The sequence below is a fragment of the Nonomuraea sp. NPDC050733 genome, assembly GCF_040654215.1.
Lineage (GTDB): Bacteria > Actinomycetota > Actinomycetes > Streptosporangiales > Streptosporangiaceae > Nonomuraea.
In genome coordinates, this window is record NZ_JBFAHO010000019.1 from 17,744 (window position 1) to 32,172 (window position 14,429).

Annotated in this window: 11 protein-coding genes; 7 read left to right on the forward strand and 4 right to left on the reverse strand. The window is 73.5% G+C overall.

What is annotated here, in order from left to right:
- Window positions 1–22: 22 nt before the first annotated feature.
- Both AB0H64_RS26380 and AB0H64_RS26385 read right to left on the reverse strand, forming a co-directional pair.
- On the reverse strand, window positions 23–961 hold the full coding sequence (locus AB0H64_RS26380; protein WP_357629439.1) for a Gfo/Idh/MocA family oxidoreductase: 939 nt from the start codon (window positions 959–961) through the stop codon (window positions 23–25).
- A 49-nt stretch (window positions 962–1,010) separates the two neighbouring features.
- Window positions 1,011–2,411, reverse strand: a complete 1,401-nt coding sequence (locus AB0H64_RS26385) for a PLP-dependent aminotransferase family protein (RefSeq protein WP_357629442.1) — start codon at window positions 2,409–2,411, stop codon at window positions 1,011–1,013.
- 69 nt (window positions 2,412–2,480) lie between these two features.
- Here AB0H64_RS26385 and AB0H64_RS26390 point away from each other — a divergent pair, with 69 nt between their 5' ends.
- Together AB0H64_RS26390 and AB0H64_RS26395 are read left to right on the forward strand one after the other, a co-directional pair.
- On the forward strand, window positions 2,481–3,377 hold the full coding sequence (locus AB0H64_RS26390; RefSeq protein WP_357629444.1) for a DMT family transporter: 897 nt from the start codon (window positions 2,481–2,483) through the stop codon (window positions 3,375–3,377).
- 71 nt (window positions 3,378–3,448) lie between these two features.
- Window positions 3,449–5,101 (forward strand): fumarate hydratase, encoded by a 1,653-nt coding sequence (locus tag AB0H64_RS26395; protein WP_357629447.1) that lies wholly within the window; start codon window positions 3,449–3,451, stop codon window positions 5,099–5,101.
- Between the two features lie 90 nt (window positions 5,102–5,191).
- Here the strand turns inward: AB0H64_RS26395 and AB0H64_RS26400 are convergent, their stop codons facing one another.
- Entirely contained in the window at window positions 5,192–5,383 is a 192-nt protein-coding gene (locus AB0H64_RS26400; protein ID WP_310709737.1) for a DUF5999 family protein, read from the reverse strand.
- Between the two features lie 688 nt (window positions 5,384–6,071).
- On the opposite strand from AB0H64_RS26400, the gene AB0H64_RS26405 reads away from it, so the two are divergent.
- The 3 genes from AB0H64_RS26405 to AB0H64_RS26415 are packed head-to-tail and all read left to right on the forward strand — an operon-like array spanning window position 6,072 to window position 10,335.
- Window positions 6,072–7,202, forward strand: a complete 1,131-nt coding sequence (locus AB0H64_RS26405) for a serine/threonine-protein kinase (protein WP_357629451.1) — start codon at window positions 6,072–6,074, stop codon at window positions 7,200–7,202.
- A 34-nt stretch (window positions 7,203–7,236) separates the two neighbouring features.
- On the forward strand, window positions 7,237–8,886 hold the full coding sequence (locus AB0H64_RS26410; RefSeq protein ID WP_357629454.1) for a protein kinase: 1,650 nt from the start codon (window positions 7,237–7,239) through the stop codon (window positions 8,884–8,886).
- A gap of 54 nt (window positions 8,887–8,940) precedes the next feature.
- On the forward strand, window positions 8,941–10,335 hold the full coding sequence (locus AB0H64_RS26415) for a class II fumarate hydratase (RefSeq protein ID WP_357629457.1): 1,395 nt from the start codon (window positions 8,941–8,943) through the stop codon (window positions 10,333–10,335).
- Window positions 10,336–10,345: 10 nt separating this feature from the next.
- On the opposite strand, the gene trpD is transcribed toward AB0H64_RS26415, so the two are convergent.
- Entirely contained in the window at window positions 10,346–11,377 is a 1,032-nt protein-coding gene (trpD, locus tag AB0H64_RS26420) for an anthranilate phosphoribosyltransferase (protein ID WP_357629460.1), read from the reverse strand.
- Between the two features lie 245 nt (window positions 11,378–11,622).
- Here trpD and AB0H64_RS26425 point away from each other — a divergent pair, with 245 nt between their 5' ends.
- Window positions 11,623–12,384: a 3-hydroxybutyrate dehydrogenase gene (locus tag AB0H64_RS26425; RefSeq protein ID WP_357629462.1), complete on the forward strand. Its 762-nt coding sequence runs from the start codon at window positions 11,623–11,625 to the stop codon at window positions 12,382–12,384.
- A gap of 113 nt (window positions 12,385–12,497) precedes the next feature.
- Entirely contained in the window at window positions 12,498–14,402 is a 1,905-nt protein-coding gene (locus AB0H64_RS26430; RefSeq protein WP_357629465.1) for a helix-turn-helix domain-containing protein, read from the forward strand.
- Window positions 14,403–14,429: the final 27 nt, after the last annotated feature.

The window sequence follows — 14,429 nt, forward strand, 5'->3', positions numbered from 1 at the left end:
GGCCTGGGGTCGGGGCCTGGGATCAGCGCCGTACCTCGGCCACCTCGACCGGGCGGCGCTCGCGGCGGGACAGCTCCGCGGCCTCGGCGACGTACAGGGCCTCCAGCGCGTCCTCGATCGGGCACAGGCCGGGATCGCCGCGCAGGAAGCCGTCGATCTCGTCGACGTACGCCTGCCGGAAGCGGGTGACGAAGTCCGGCCACGGCTCCTCCGAGGGCTCCAGCCCCTCCGAGGAGCGCAGCGGCGCCCGCGGGCTCAGCCCCACGACGTGCGTGCCCTTGCTGCCGGCCAGCTCCATGCGCACGTCGTACCCGGCGCCGTTGTAGCGCGAGCCCTGCACGGTGGCGAGCGTGCCGTCGTCGAGGGTGAGCAGCGCCGCGCTGTTGTCCACGTCGCCCGCCGCGGCGAAGAACGGGGCGCCCCGGTTGGCGCCGGTCGCGTAGACGGTCGCGACCTCGCGGCCGGTCACCCAGCGCAGGATGTCGAAGTCGTGGATGTGGCAGTCGCGGTAGATGCCGCCGGACAGCGGGACGTACTCGGCGGGCGGCGGCGCCGGGTCAGCGGTGATCAGGTGGACCCGGTGCAGCTCTCCCACCTCGCCGCCGCGCAGCGCCGCCGCCGCATTCACATACCCGGGGTCGAACCTGCGCTGGAAGCCGATGCGCACCCGGTGGCCGCGGGCCGCCCGGAGCACCTCCAGGGTCCGCTCCACGTCGCCCGCCACCGGCTTCTCGCAGAACGCGGGGACGCCCCTGCGGCACGCCTCCAGGATCAGGTCGGCGTGCGTGCTGGTGGGGGTGGCGATGACGACGGCGTCGGCCTCGAACGGGTCGCCCGGCCTGCCGTACGGCGACGTGCGCACGGGATCGGCCACGATCAGCTCGTCCACCAGCGGGTGCGCGGCCAGGGTCTCGGCGTGGAAGGCCCCGATCCGGCCCAGGCCCAGCAGTCCCACACGCATGGCGCCTCCAAGGTGACGGTCGCTCTCTTTGTAGGCGAGCCCTCACGCCTCAGTCAACACTTTGTCCTGACATTCTGACCTTCAGCCCTCGTACAGCCCGCTCCGCCCGGTGCACCGGCAGCCGGGAGAAGCCCGCGGCCACCGCCGGACCGCCCGGCGTGAAGCGCATCGGACCCACGGCCTCCATGGTCAGACCCAGCTCCCGGGCGGCCTCCACCACCTGGTGCTCGTCCCAGCCGGCCGGCAGGTCGAGGTAGGCGTGCAGGCCCGCCTCGATGCCCCGGACCCGGACCTCGGGAAGGTGCTCCGCCAGCGCCCCGACCAGGGCGTCCCTGCGGCTGCGGTACTCCCGGCGCATCCGGCGCAGGTGCCGGTCGTAGCCGCCGGTGCGCAGGAAGCCGGCCAGGGCGTACTGCTCGATCACCGGCGAGCCCAGGTCGAACTCGCCCCGCGCCAGCCGGACCGCGCCCGCCAGCGATGGCGGGGCGACCACCCAGCCGAGCCGCAGCCCCGGTGCCAGCGCCTTGCTGACGCTGCCGGCCAGCACCACCCGGTCGGGCGCGAGGCCCTGCAGGCAGCCCACCGGGTCGCGGTCGAAGCGGAACTCGGCGTCGTAGTCGTCCTCCAGCACGATCGCGTCGGCCTCCTGCGCCCACTCCACGAGCGCGGCCCGCCTGCAGGGCGACAGCACCACGCCCGTCGGGTACTGGTGGGCCGGTGTGACCAGCACCGCGCGGGCCGGGCGGTCGCGCAGCGCGGCCACGTCGAGGCCCTGCTCGTCGACCGGCACGGGCAGCGGCTCGGCGCCCGCGCGGCGCAGCAGGGGGATCTGCCGGTGGCTGGTCGGATCCTCCACTGCCAGCCCGAACGCATCGCCCCGCGGCGTGCGGGGCGCCTGCGCGGCGAGCACGTGCAGGACCAGGCTGAGGCCCTGGGCGACGCCGCCCACGATGATGAGGTTCTCCGGCTCCACGTCCGCCGCGCGCACCCGCCGCAGGTAGCCGGCCAGTTCGTCACGCAGCTCCGGGACGCCGCCCGGGTCGCCGTAGTCGAGGGCGTCGGACGGGATGGTGGCCAGGGCCTGCCGCAGCGCCGCCAGCCAGCGCTCGCGCGGGAAGTGGCCGAGGTCGGGCGAGGTCGCCCGGCTCTGGTGGTCGTGGTACGGCACCTGCTCCTCGTCGCCGGGCCCGCGCTGACAGGCGGCCGCGGCCGGCGCCACGCGGGTGCCGGAGCCGACGCGCGAGACGAGGAAGCCCTCCGCGACGAGCTGCTCGTACGCCTCCACCACGACCCCACGCGACACCCCGAGGTCGGTGGCCAGGTCGCGGCTGGACGGGAGCCGGTCGCCGGGCGCCAGCCGGCCCGACCGGACCGCCTCGCGCAGACCGGAGGCCACCTGCGCGGCCACGCCACCCCGCTGGTGATCCACCGGTACGTACAGATCGGCCATATTGGTCCTCGTTCACGGCAGCAGATTGGACTGTTTGGGAGAACCATTGTCTCCCTAGCATGCTCGGACATGGGCAAAGGTGTCGTGAGCGCCGCGGGCGCGATGTTCCTCGTCGGAACGCTGGCCGGGGTGTCCGGCCTGGTCAAGGACTATCCGGTGTACGGCGGACAGGCGGTGCGCTACCTGCTCGCCGCCGTCGTGCTGCTGGTCATGACCCGGGCCATGGGGCTGCGGTTCGTCCGGCTGACGCCGCGGGAGTGGGCGCTGCTCGGCGCGCTGTCGCTGACGGGGCTGGCGCTGTTCAACGTGTGCGTGACCGAGTCGGCCCGCGCCGCGGGCCCCGCGCTGGTCGGCACCGTGCTGGGCGCCGTGCCGCTGGCCCTGGCGCTGGCGGGCGGGCGGCCCGCGCCCCGGCTGCTGGCGGGGGCGGGCGTGGTCGTGGCGGGCGCGACGCTGGCCACCGGGCTCGGCAGCGGCAACCCGCACGGCCTGCTGTGGGCGCTCGGCGCGTTCGCCGGGGAGATCGCCTTCTCGCTGCTGGCCATCCCGCTGCTGCCCAAGCTGGGCGCGGTACGGGTGAGCGCGTACTCGACCACGCTGGCCGTGCCCCTGCTGGCCGTGATCGGGGTGGTGCGGGAGGGCACGGGCATGCTCCGGGTGCCGACCGTCGCGGAGGCGGCCGGGTTCGCCTACCTGGCGTTCGTGGTCACCGTGGTGGCGTTCTTCCTGTGGTACACGGCGCTGCCGCAGCTCGGGCCGGGGCGGGCCGGGCTGTTCGCGGGCCTCATCCCGGTGGGCGCCATCGCGACCGGCGCGGCGCTGGGCATCGCGACGCCGTCCGGCTACGACCTGCTGGGCGCGGGGCTGGTGGTGTGCGGCATCGTCGTCGGCCTCACCGCCCGCCGCCCCGCGCCGCCCGCTCCCGGGCCCGTCCCCGAGCCGGACCTCGCCGCCGAGCGCACGTGAGCCCGGACCCGGAGGCCGGGCGGGAGCGGGCCTCGCGTGGGCGTACGCTTTGGGAAATCGAAAGGATGGGCATGGCCGAGTTCGACTACACCGATCTTCTCCCGCTGGGCGCCGACGACACCACGTACCGGCTGATCACATCGGAGGGGGTGCGGAGAGTCGAGGCGGCCGGCCGCACGTTCCTGGAGGTCGACCCCGAGGCGCTGCGGCTGCTCACCGAGACGGCCGTGCACGACATCTCCCACTTCCTGCGCTCGTCGCACCTGGCCCAGCTCCGCAAGATCATCGATGACCCGGAGTCCAGCGGCAACGACCGGTTCGTGGCGCTCGACCTGCTGAAGAACGCCTCCATCTCGGCCGGCGGCGTGCTGCCCATGTGCCAGGACACCGGCACCGCGATCGTCATGGGCAAGCGCGGCCGCCACGTGCTGACCGACGGCCGCGACGCCGAGCACATCGCGCACGGCGTGTACGACGCCTACACCCGGCTCAACCTGCGCTACTCCCAGATGGCCCCGCTGACCATGTGGGAGGAGAAGAACACGGGCAACAACCTGCCCGCCCAGATCGAGCTCTACGCCGAGGACCCCCACGGCCACCCCGACGAGTACAAACTGCTGTTCATGGCCAAGGGCGGCGGCTCGGCCAACAAGTCGTTCCTCTACCAGGAGACCAAGGCGGTGCTCAACGAGAAGCGCATGCTGGCCTTCCTGGAGGAGAAGATCCGCTCGCTCGGCACCGCGGCCTGCCCGCCGTACCATCTGGCGATCGTCGTCGGCGGCACGTCCGCCGAGTACGCGCTGAAGACGGCCAAGTACGCCAGCGCCCGCTACCTCGACTCGATCCCCACGGAGGGATCGCCGTCCGGGCACGGCTTCCGCGACCTGGAGCTGGAGGCCAAGGTCTTCGAGCTGACCCAGAAGCTCGGCATCGGCGCCCAGTTCGGCGGCAAGTACTTCTGCCACGACGTGCGCGTCATCCGGCTGCCCCGCCACGGCGCCTCCTGCCCGGTCGCCATCGCCGTCTCCTGCTCGGCCGACCGGCAGGCCCTCGCCAAGATCACGCCGGAGGGCGTCTTCCTGGAGCAGCTGGAGACCGACCCGGCCCGCTTCCTGCCGGAGACTACCGACGAGCACCTGTCGGACGACGTCGTCAAGGTCGACCTCAACCGGCCCATGCCGGAGATCCTCGCCCAGCTCACCAAGTACCCGGTCAAGACGCGCCTCTCGCTGACCGGCCCGCTCGTCGTCGCCCGCGACATCGCGCACGCCAAGATCGCCGAGTTGCTCGACGACGGCGGCGAGATGCCGCAGTACCTGAAGGACCACGCCGTCTACTACGCGGGGCCGGCCAAGACGCCCGAGGGCTACGCGTCGGGCTCGTTCGGCCCCACGACGGCCGGGCGGATGGACTCCTACGTGGAGCGCTTCCAGGCGGCCGGGGGCTCGATGGTCATGCTGGCCAAGGGCAACAGGTCGCGCCAGGTGACCGAGGCGTGCCGGCAGCACGGCGGCTTCTACCTGGGCTCCATCGGCGGGCCGGCGGCCCGGCTGGCACAGGACTGCATCAGGAAGGTGGAGGTCCTGGAGTACCCGGAGCTGGGGATGGAGGCGGTGTGGAAGATCGAGGTGGAGGACTTCCCCGCGTTCATCGTCGTGGACGACAAGGGCGACGACTTCTTCGACGATCGCACGGGGCCGGTGCTGTCGATCGGCCGCCGCTGACCTGAGCCGCGAGGAGGCCCCGCCGGGCACGCCGACCGGCCGGGGCCTTCGGCGTTTCCGGGATCACCGAAGGCGGCGCGGGGAGGCGGGTCAGGCCAGGACGGCGGCTCGGTGGGGGGCCACGACGCTGCCGTCGGGCAGCAGCAGGCCGGTGTCCTCGAAGAGCACGACGCCGTTGCAGAGCAGGCTCCAGCCCTGGTCGGGGTGGGCCGAGATCACATGGGCCGCCTCACGGTCGGGCGATACCGCGGCGGGGCAGACGGGGAAGTGACTGCAGCACATCGTGCACCTCTCAGATGACGCTCCTGCGATGGGTTTCAGAAGGGCAGCTTGCGCCCCGACGGCGTGCGAAGGTCGAGGGAGGGGCCGGCCGGCTTCCTCGGCCGGGGGCGAACCTGGGTCTGGCGCATCCTCATCACGTCCTTCGGGTGAAGCCGTCATGATCGCTGACTTGGTCGTGCCTCCGACGCGTGCTCCCCATTCTGCCGATCGTGGCGGCCACTTTCCGGATTCTTGAGGAGTCGCCTCGTTAGTAGCTTCACTCTGCACCCACCCCCTTACGACACCCTTACAACCGGCCTACCGCACCCCAGAGTTCCCGGCGCACCCCTTCCCGCGCTGACTCGACCCCCTTTATCGGCGTAATGCGCTTTTCTCCGGACCTGGGGAAGCTACCCGGAAAGGGGCCCAGAGCTGGGAGAATGCCATTCCGTATCCGGTGCGGAACGGTCGGGAGTCACGGCATCCGGGACCGGGGTCCGCGGCGGGCACGTACCCACGGCGTCGCGCGCATCCCTTGCGGTGCGGCGGCCGGGCCCCCACCATGTGGACGGGCAGACACTTCGCGCGTCCATGGGCGCGCCGAGCAGGCTCGCTGACGGGGCGAGTCAGACGGGTTGACTTGGATTCGCAACATTTTATCGGCCGGGCCTCTACTGGTCGGTTTACACAAATAGGTAAGCTGCCAGGCATGCGTGCGCCCTCCGGTTACCTTCTCGCCGCGCGCTACCGGCTCCTGGAGCCGGTCGGACGCGGCGGCATGGGCACCGTGTGGCGGGCGCACGACGAGCTGCTCGACCGCTACGTCGCGGTCAAGGAGGTACGCCTGCCGGCGGTCCTCGACGAGGAGCTGCGGGCGGAGCTGTGCGCCCGCACCGAGCGCGAGGGCCGGGCCACGGCGATGGTGGCGCACCCGTCGGTCATCACGGTGTTCGACGTCGTGACCGAGGACGACCGGCCGTGGATCGTCATGGAGCTGCTGCAGGCGAGGTCGCTGGAGCAGCTCATCCAGCAGGAAGGACCGCTCCATCCGCGCCGGGCCGCGGAGATCGGCCGGCAGATCCTCGGCGCGCTGCGGGCCGTGCACGCCAAGGGCATCCTGCACCGCGACGTGAAGCCCAGCAACGTGCTCGTCACCGACGACCGGGCCGTGCTCACCGACTTCGGCCTGGCGGCGCTGGAGGGCGACGTCTCTATCACGCAGGCGGGCATCGTGCTGGGCTCGGCGGGCTACATCGCGCCGGAGCGGGTGCTCGGCGCCAAGGCCAGTCCCGCCGGCGACCTGTGGTCGCTCGGCGCGACGCTCTACACCGCCGTCGAGGGCAGGGGCCTGCACGGCCGCCGTACGGCCGCCGCGGCCCTGGCGGCGCTGACCAGCGGCGAGCCCATCCCGATGACCAAGGCGGGCCCGCTCGCGCCCGTGCTGGACGCGCTGCTCCGCATCGACCCGGAGACCCGCCTCGACTCCGTGCGCGCCTCGCTCATGCTGGCGCGCGTGGCGGCGGGCGGCTCGGCCGAGGAGCCGCTGGCCTCCCGCAGGCCCGTACGAGCGGCACAGGCGGTGACCGCGGCCTCTTTCCCACGCAGGCCCGCGCACCGCGGGCTGCACAGGGCCGACGCCATGCAGCGGTCCGACATGCTGGCCGCCCCGGTCACGGTGCCCTCGCCCAGGCAGGAGCGCCGGCCCGGTGAAGGCGTCCATCGCCGGCGGGTGGAGCAGCGGCCCGCGACTCCGTCGATCTATGCCCGCGTCATGACGACGGTGATAAAGTTGTGCCTTCCTCGACGGTTCTGGCCAAGGGAACTTCGCAAGCGAGGCTAAAGCACTTTCCAAGCGAAATAGATATCTTCTTCTCATGCCGGAACACCAGACACGCCTGCTCGCCGAGCGCTACGAGCTCATCTCTCCGCTCGGCCGAGGGACGATGGGGACGGTGTGGCGCGCCAGGGACCGCGCCCTCGGCCGCGAGGTGGCGGTCAAGGAGATCCGGCAGGACTCCGGACTCACCGAGGAGCAGCGGGCCGAGCTGCGCGAGCGCATGGTCCGCGAGGGCCGCATCGCGGCACGCATCAGCCACCCGGCCGTCGCCGCCATCCACGACGTGCTCATCGAGGACGGCAGCCCGTGGATCATCATGGAGCTGGTCGAGGCCCGCTCCCTGGAGCAGGTGATCGACGAGGAGGGGCCGCTGCCGCCCCGGCTGGTCGCCGAGCTCGGCGTCGACCTGCTCGGCGCGCTGCGGGCCGCGCACGCCCAGGGCATCACGCACCGCGATGTCAAGCCGGGCAACGTGCTCATCACCGAGACCGGCCGCGTGGTGCTGACCGACTTCGGCATCGCCAAGGCCGAGGGCGACCCCAGGCTCACCAAGACCGGCATGGTGATCGGCTCCCCCGGCTACACCGCTCCGGAGCGCGCCAGGGGCGAGTACACCGGTCCCGAGTCCGACATCTGGTCGCTCGGGGCGACGCTGTACTTCGCCGTCGAGGGGCGGCCCGCGTACGAGCGGGCCTCGATCGCGGAGACGCTCGCGGCGCTGCTGAGCGAGAACGCCGACCCGCCCACCCAGGCGGGTCAGCTCGGGCCCGTGCTGACCGGGCTGCTGAACAAGGACCACAAGAAGCGGCTGAGCGCGGCCAAGGCCGAGACCATGCTGCGGATGGTCGCCGACACCCCCACCCACGAGATGCCGGTCATCACCGCCGAGGCCCTGACCGGCCAGGAGGCCTCCGTGCCCGACGCCACCAACTCCACCGGCGGCCCCGGGAGGCCGGGCTCGCCGGCGTCCGGCCCTCAGCGGGGAGCGGGCGCGCGTCCGCAGGGCGGTGGGACGGCCGGGTCCCAGGGCTCCGGTCGTGACGGCTCCGGTACGGTGCCGCGCCCCAAGGCCGGGGCGGCGCCCGGCGCCCAGACCGGCCCCCAGCAGGCCGGACCTCAGCAGGCGGGCAGCCGGCAGCCCGCCGCCCAGCAGTCCGGCCCCCAGCAGCCCGGTTCTCAACGGACCGGCGGCCAGGGGCCGGGCGGGGCGGTGCCCGACTCCGAGCGCACAGTCAGCCTGATGCGCCCCAAGACCCCGCTCCCGGGCCGCCCCCAGCAGGGGCCGCCCGTCGACGAGGGGTCCCTCCACACCCAGCGGATCCAGACGCCCCGGCCCCACAGCGCTCCCCCCGGCCAGCAGGTCTACCCGCCGGCTCCGGGACAGCAGCCCGCCCGCCCCGTGCCGCCGAGCCGGCCCGGCCAGTACCCCCAGCAGCCGGTTCCCGGTCAGGGCCCCTACCAGGGTCCTCCTCCCGGCCCCCGTCAGCCGGGCCCGGCACCCTACGGGCCGCAGGGGATGGCCACGGAACGGCCCGACTCCAAGGGGCTCGGCACCGACCTGTTCGCCATCGCGGGGCCCGAGGAGCGGCCCTCCGGCAACCGCACGGGCATGCTCGTCCTCATGGCGGTGGCCGCCGCGGCCGCCGTGATGATCGCGATCCTCATCGTGGCCATCCTGTCAAGCTGATCCGGCACGCCCGCGCCCCCGATTGAGGCGTCCGGTGTGGGACAGACTGGGGGCATGAGCGAGTTCCGCATCGAAACAGACTCGATGGGCGAGGTGCGCGTGCCCGCCGGAGCCCGGTGGCGCGCGCAGACCCAGCGGGCGGTCGAGAACTTCCCGATCTCCGGACGTCCGCTGGAGCCGTCGCACATCGCCGCGCTCGGCCTCATCAAGGCCGTGGCCGCCGAGGTCAACGCCGAGCTGGGCGTCCTGGACAAGGACCTGGCCGAGGCGATCGCGCAGGCTGCGGCCGACGTCGCCGAGAACGAGCACGACGACCACTTCCCGATCGACGTCTTCCAGACCGGCTCCGGCACCTCGTCCAACATGAACGCCAACGAGGTCGTCGCCCACCTCGCGCAGGAGCGGCTGGGCCGGCCCGTCCATCCCAACGACCACGTGAACGCCTCGCAGTCGTCCAACGACGTCTTCCCCACCTCCATTCACGTGGCGGCGGCTACCGAGGTGACCTACCACCTGATGCCTTCGCTGGAGCACCTGGCGGCGAGCCTGCGAGCCAAGGCCCTCCAGTTCGACCAGGTGGTGAAGTCCGGGCGGACCCACCTGATGGACGCGACGCCGGTGACGCTCGGGCAGGAGTTCGGCGGCTACGCCTCGCAGATCGAGCACGGGCTGGTGCGGGTGAAGTCGGCGCTCGGGCACGTGCTGGAGCTGCCGCTGGGCGGCACGGCCGTGGGCACCGGCATCAACACCCCGCCGGGCTTCGCCGAGAAGGCCATCGCCAAGCTGCGCGAGGCGACCGGCATCCCGTTCCGCGAGGCGCTGGACCACTTCGAGGCGCAGAGCGCGCAGGACTCGATCGTCGAGCTGTCGGGGCAGCTCAAGGTCGTGGCCGTGTCCCTCAACAAGATCGCCAACGATCTGCGCTGGATGGGCTCCGGGCCGCGCGCCGGGCTCGGCGAGATCAACCTGCCCGACCTCCAGCCCGGCTCGTCCATCATGCCGGGCAAGGTCAACCCGGTGATCCCCGAGGCGACGGCCATGGTGGCGGCGCAGGTCATCGGCAACGACGCCGCCATCACGTTCGCCGGCGCCTCGGGGACGTTCGAGCTCAACGTGCAGCTCCCGGTGATCGCGCGCAACATCCTGGAGTCGATCCGGCTGCTCGCGAACGTCTCGCGGCTGCTCGCCGACCGCTGCGTGGCGGGCATCACGGCCAACGTCGAGCGGCTGCGCGAGTACGCGGAGTCCTCGCCGTCGATCGTCACCCCGCTCAACCGCTACGTCGGCTACGAGGAGGCGGCGCGCATCGCCAAGCAGGCCCTGGCCGAGCGCAAGACCGTCCGGGAGGTGGTCGTCGAGCGCGGCCACGTCGCGTCCGGCAAGATCACCGAGGCGCAGCTCGACGCGGTCCTCGACGTCCTGGCCATGACGAACTCCGGCAAGGACTGACCGGCGCCGCTCAGCCGGTCGCGCGGGCCCAGCGTGCCAGCAGCGCGGCGGCGGCCCCGGACTCGACGGCGTCGGCCGCGCGCTTGCGGGCGGCTCCCAGAGCCGGGACGAGGTCGGCGGCGGGCGGGGCCCCTTCGGCGGCCACGAGCGCGGCGGCGGCGTTGAGCAGCACGATGTCGAGCACCGGCCCCGGCTCGCCCGCCAGGACCGCGCGGGCGACCGCCGCGTTGTGCTCGGCGTCGCCACCGCGCAGATCCTCCGGACGGGCCCGCGGGATGCCGAGGTCGGCCGGGTCGAACGGGGTCGCGGTGACCTTGCCGCGCCGTACCACCCAGATCGTGGACGGGCCGGTGGTGGTCAGCTCGTCGAGGCCGTCGTCGCCGCGGAAGACGAGCGAGGAGCAGCCGCGCTCGGCGAGGACGCCCGCGATCACCGGCGCCATGCGCGCGTCCGCGACGCCCACGGCCTGCGCGGCGGGCAGGGCCGGGTTGGTGAGCGGGCCGAGGAAGTTGAAGAACGTGGGCACGCCCAGCTGGCGCCGGACGGGCGAGGCGTGTCTCATCGCCGGGTGGAAGGCCCCGGCGAAGCAGAACGTGATGCCCACCTCCTCCGCGACCCGCACGACCTCGGCCGGCGGCAGCTCGACGCGCACGCCCAGCGCCTCCAGCACGTCGGCCGCGCCCGTGGTCGAGGAGGAGGCCCGGCCGCCGTGCTTGACCACGCGGGCCCCGGCCGCCGCGGTCACGACGGCGGCCATGGTGGAGATGTTGACCGTGCCCGCCCGGTCGCCGCCGGTGCCGACGAGGTCCACCGTCTCGCCCGGCACCCTGATCGCGTACGAGCGGGCCAGCATGCCGTCGGCCAGGCCCGTCACCTCCTCCACGGTCTCGCCCTTGGCGCGCAGGGCCACGGCGAAGCCGGCGATCTGGGCGTCCGTGGCCGCGCCGGACATGATCTGATCCATCGCCCACGCGGTCTGGTGTGCCCGGAGGGAGGAGCCGTCGAGGAGCGAGCCGAGCAGGGAGGCCCAGGTGATCGTCATGTGAACGCCCTTTCGCTGGTCGAGGTGCTCGACGGGGGGCGTCCCGGACATGCGGGCGGCCGCCTCGTCGAGGCGGCCGGGGTGCGTATGCGCGTGCGGGTCCGCCTAGGAGGCGGGCCACCACTGCTGCGCATACGCGGTCATGCGGAAAACTGTACCAGCCGGTCCGGCCCACATAGGGCGATGGCGATCTGTGTGGCCGGGCCCCATCCTGCGGCTGCGGCGCAGCGCCTAGGGTCGGAGGTATGGCGAACGAACTGGCGGTGGAGCTGACGGGGCGGACCGCGCTGGTGACCGGGGCGGGCGGCGGCATCGGGGCCGCCTGCGCGCGGCGGCTGGCCGCCGCGGGAGCGCACGTGCTCGTCGTCGACCGCCGGGCGGAGGCGGCCGGGAAGGTGGCCGCCGAGGTGGGCGGCACGGCCGTGGTGGCCGACCTGGGCGATCCGGAGTTCGCCGAGGGGCTGCCCGCCGACGTGGACATCGTGGTCAACAACGCCGGGTTCCAGCACGTGGCGCCCATCGAGGAGTTCCCGCCGGAGGTCTTCGCCACCATGCTGCGCGTCATGGTGGAGGCGCCGTTCCTCATCGCGCGGCGGGTGCTGCCCGGCATGTACGCCCGGGAGTGGGGCCGGTTCGTCAACATCTCGTCGGTCCACGGGCTGCGCGCCTCGCCGTACAAGTCGGCGTACACGACGGCCAAGCACGCGCTGGAGGGCCTGTCCAAGACGATCGCGCTGGAGGGCGGCCCGCACGGCGTGACCTCGACCTGCGTCTGCCCCGGGTACGTGCGCACGCGGCTCGTGGAGGACCAGATCGCCGACCAGGCCAGGACCCACGGCATCGATCCGGGTAAGGTCGTCGAGGACGTCATGCTGAGACCCGCGGCGATCAAGCGCCTCATCGAGCCGGAGGAGGTGGCCGAGCTGGTCGCGTACCTGTGCGGCCCGAGCGGCTCGTTCATCACGGGCGTCTCCCTGCCCGTCGACGGCGGCTGGACCGCGCGGTAGCCCGCGAGGGAGCGCCGTCGCCTGGACTGAGGAGCGACGGGAGCGAAGCGACCAGAGCGACGAGGGAAGGCGACGGGAGTGAGCGACCGAGCCGCCTCCACGGAGTGGAGGCCATGAGCACGTCGAGCACCCACTTCCTGGAGCTGCTCGCCCGTGAGGCGTCGGCTGTGGAGTTCGAGGGGCCGATCATCCAGGCGCGCGCCGCGGGGGCCGACGCGGCGACGATCGAGGAGCTCGAACGCGCCAAGATCGAGGCGCTCAAGGTGCGGGCGCTGCTGAGACGGCGGGCCAGGCGCGAGGCCGAGCTGTCCGCCCTGTACGACACGGCCGGCGACCTGGCCGCGCTGCGCGACCTGGACGCGGTGCTGGAGGCGATCGTCCACCGGGCCAGGCAGCTCCTGGCCACCGACACGGCGTACATGACCCTGCACGACCCGGAGCGGGGCGACACGTACATGCGGGTCACCGACGGGTCGATCTCGGCGAAGTTCCGCGCGCTGCGGCTGGCCATGGGGGCCGGGCTCGGCGGGCTGGTGGCGCAGTCCGCCACCCCGTACGCCACGGCCGACTACTTCGCCGACGCCAGGTTCCGTCACAAGCACGACATCGACGAGGCCGTCAAGGAGGAGGGCCTGGTCGCAATCCTCGGCGTTCCGCTGCGGCTGGGGCAGCGGGTGATCGGTGTGCTGATGGCGGCCGACCGCAGCGCCCGGCCCTTCCACCAGGAGGAGGTGTCGCTGCTGGCGAGCCTGGCGGCGCACGCGGCGGTCGCCATCGACAACGCCCGGCTGCTCCAGGAGACGCGCAACGCGCTGGAGGAGCTGTCCAGCGCCCATCGCACCGCCCGGGCGCACGCCGAGGCCGTGGAGCGGGCCGCGCTCGCGCACGACCGCATGACCTCGCTGGTCCTGCGGGGCGGCGGCATCGAGGACGTGGCGGCCGTGGTGACCGACGTGCTGGGCGGCTCGCTGGCCGTGCTCGACGACCTGGGCAGGCCGATCGCGGGGCCGCTCGACGGGGCCGTGGGCGAGCTGGACGCGGGCGTGTTCGAGGCCGCGCAGGCGTCGCGGGCGCTGGGCCGTACGGTGCGCAGGGGCGACCTGCGGATCGCGTCGGTGGACGTCGGCGGGGAGCCGCTGTGCACGCTGGTCCTGCGCAGCGACGACGCCGACGAGCGGATCCTGGAGCGGGCGGCGCTGGTGTGCGCGCTGCTGCTGCTGTTCCGCCGCAGCGTGGCCGAGGCCGAGGGGCGGGTGCGGGGCGAGCTGCTGGACGACCTGATCTCCCGGCCCGGCACTCCCGGCCTGACGGACCGGGCGCGGCGGCTGGGCGTGGACCTGGGCGCGCCGCACGTGGTCGTGGCCGCCCGGCACGACGGGCAGCGGGAGCGGGCCGCGTTCTGGGCGTCCTCGCACGCCGCGGTGCGTCACGGGCTGGCCGCGGGCCGGGCCGGCGAGGTCGTGCTGCTCCTGCCCGGCGACGACGCGGGCGCGCTCGCTCAGCGCGTCGCCGCCGAGCTGAGCGCCTCGCTGGGCACGCCGGCGACGGCGGGCGCCTCACGGGCGGGCGACCTGGCGGGCGACGGGGCGGGCAACAGGTCCGGTGACGTGGCGGGTGACGTGGCCGCGGCCTACCGGGAGGCGCGGCGGTGCGCGGAGGCGCTGATCGCGCTGGGCCGCGCGGGCGACGGCGCGAGCGCCGCCGAGCTGGGCTTCGTCGGCCTGCTCATCGGCGAGGGCCGCGACGTGCACGGCTTCGTCCGCTCGGCGCTCGGCCCCGTCGTCGACTACGACGCACGCCGGGGCACCGCGCTGACCGGCACGCTGGCCGCCTACTTCGGCACGGGCTGCTCCCCGTCCCGCACGGCCGAGGTCATGCACATCCACGTCAACACCGTCACCCAGCGGCTGGACCGCATCGGCAAGCTCCTCGGCGACGGCTGGTCGGAGCCGGAGCGGGCGCTGGAGATCCAGCTCGCGCTCCGCCTGCACCGCCTCGGCCACACATCGACGCCGTAGACTGTGGGCTTCGCCCCCATATGAGTG

Excerpts from the sequence above, each read along its gene's own strand:
- AB0H64_RS26380 (WP_357629439.1), bottom strand. The coding sequence starts at position 961 with ATGCGTGTGGGACTGCTGGGCCTGGGCCGGATCGGGGCCTTCCACGCC.
- AB0H64_RS26385 (WP_357629442.1), bottom strand. The coding sequence starts at position 2,411 with ATGGCCGATCTGTACGTACCGGTGGATCACCAGCGGGGTGGCGTGGCC.
- AB0H64_RS26390 (WP_357629444.1), top strand. The coding sequence starts at position 2,481 with ATGGGCAAAGGTGTCGTGAGCGCCGCGGGCGCGATGTTCCTCGTCGGA.
- AB0H64_RS26395 (WP_357629447.1), top strand. The coding sequence starts at position 3,449 with ATGGCCGAGTTCGACTACACCGATCTTCTCCCGCTGGGCGCCGACGAC.
- AB0H64_RS26400 (WP_310709737.1), bottom strand. The coding sequence starts at position 5,383 with ATGTGCTGCAGTCACTTCCCCGTCTGCCCCGCCGCGGTATCGCCCGAC.
- AB0H64_RS26405 (WP_357629451.1), top strand. The coding sequence starts at position 6,072 with ATGCGTGCGCCCTCCGGTTACCTTCTCGCCGCGCGCTACCGGCTCCTG.
- AB0H64_RS26410 (WP_357629454.1), top strand. The coding sequence starts at position 7,237 with ATGCCGGAACACCAGACACGCCTGCTCGCCGAGCGCTACGAGCTCATC.
- AB0H64_RS26415 (WP_357629457.1), top strand. The coding sequence starts at position 8,941 with ATGAGCGAGTTCCGCATCGAAACAGACTCGATGGGCGAGGTGCGCGTG.
- trpD (WP_357629460.1), bottom strand. The coding sequence starts at position 11,377 with ATGACGATCACCTGGGCCTCCCTGCTCGGCTCGCTCCTCGACGGCTCC.
- AB0H64_RS26425 (WP_357629462.1), top strand. The coding sequence starts at position 11,623 with ATGGCGAACGAACTGGCGGTGGAGCTGACGGGGCGGACCGCGCTGGTG.
- AB0H64_RS26430 (WP_357629465.1), top strand. The coding sequence starts at position 12,498 with ATGAGCACGTCGAGCACCCACTTCCTGGAGCTGCTCGCCCGTGAGGCG.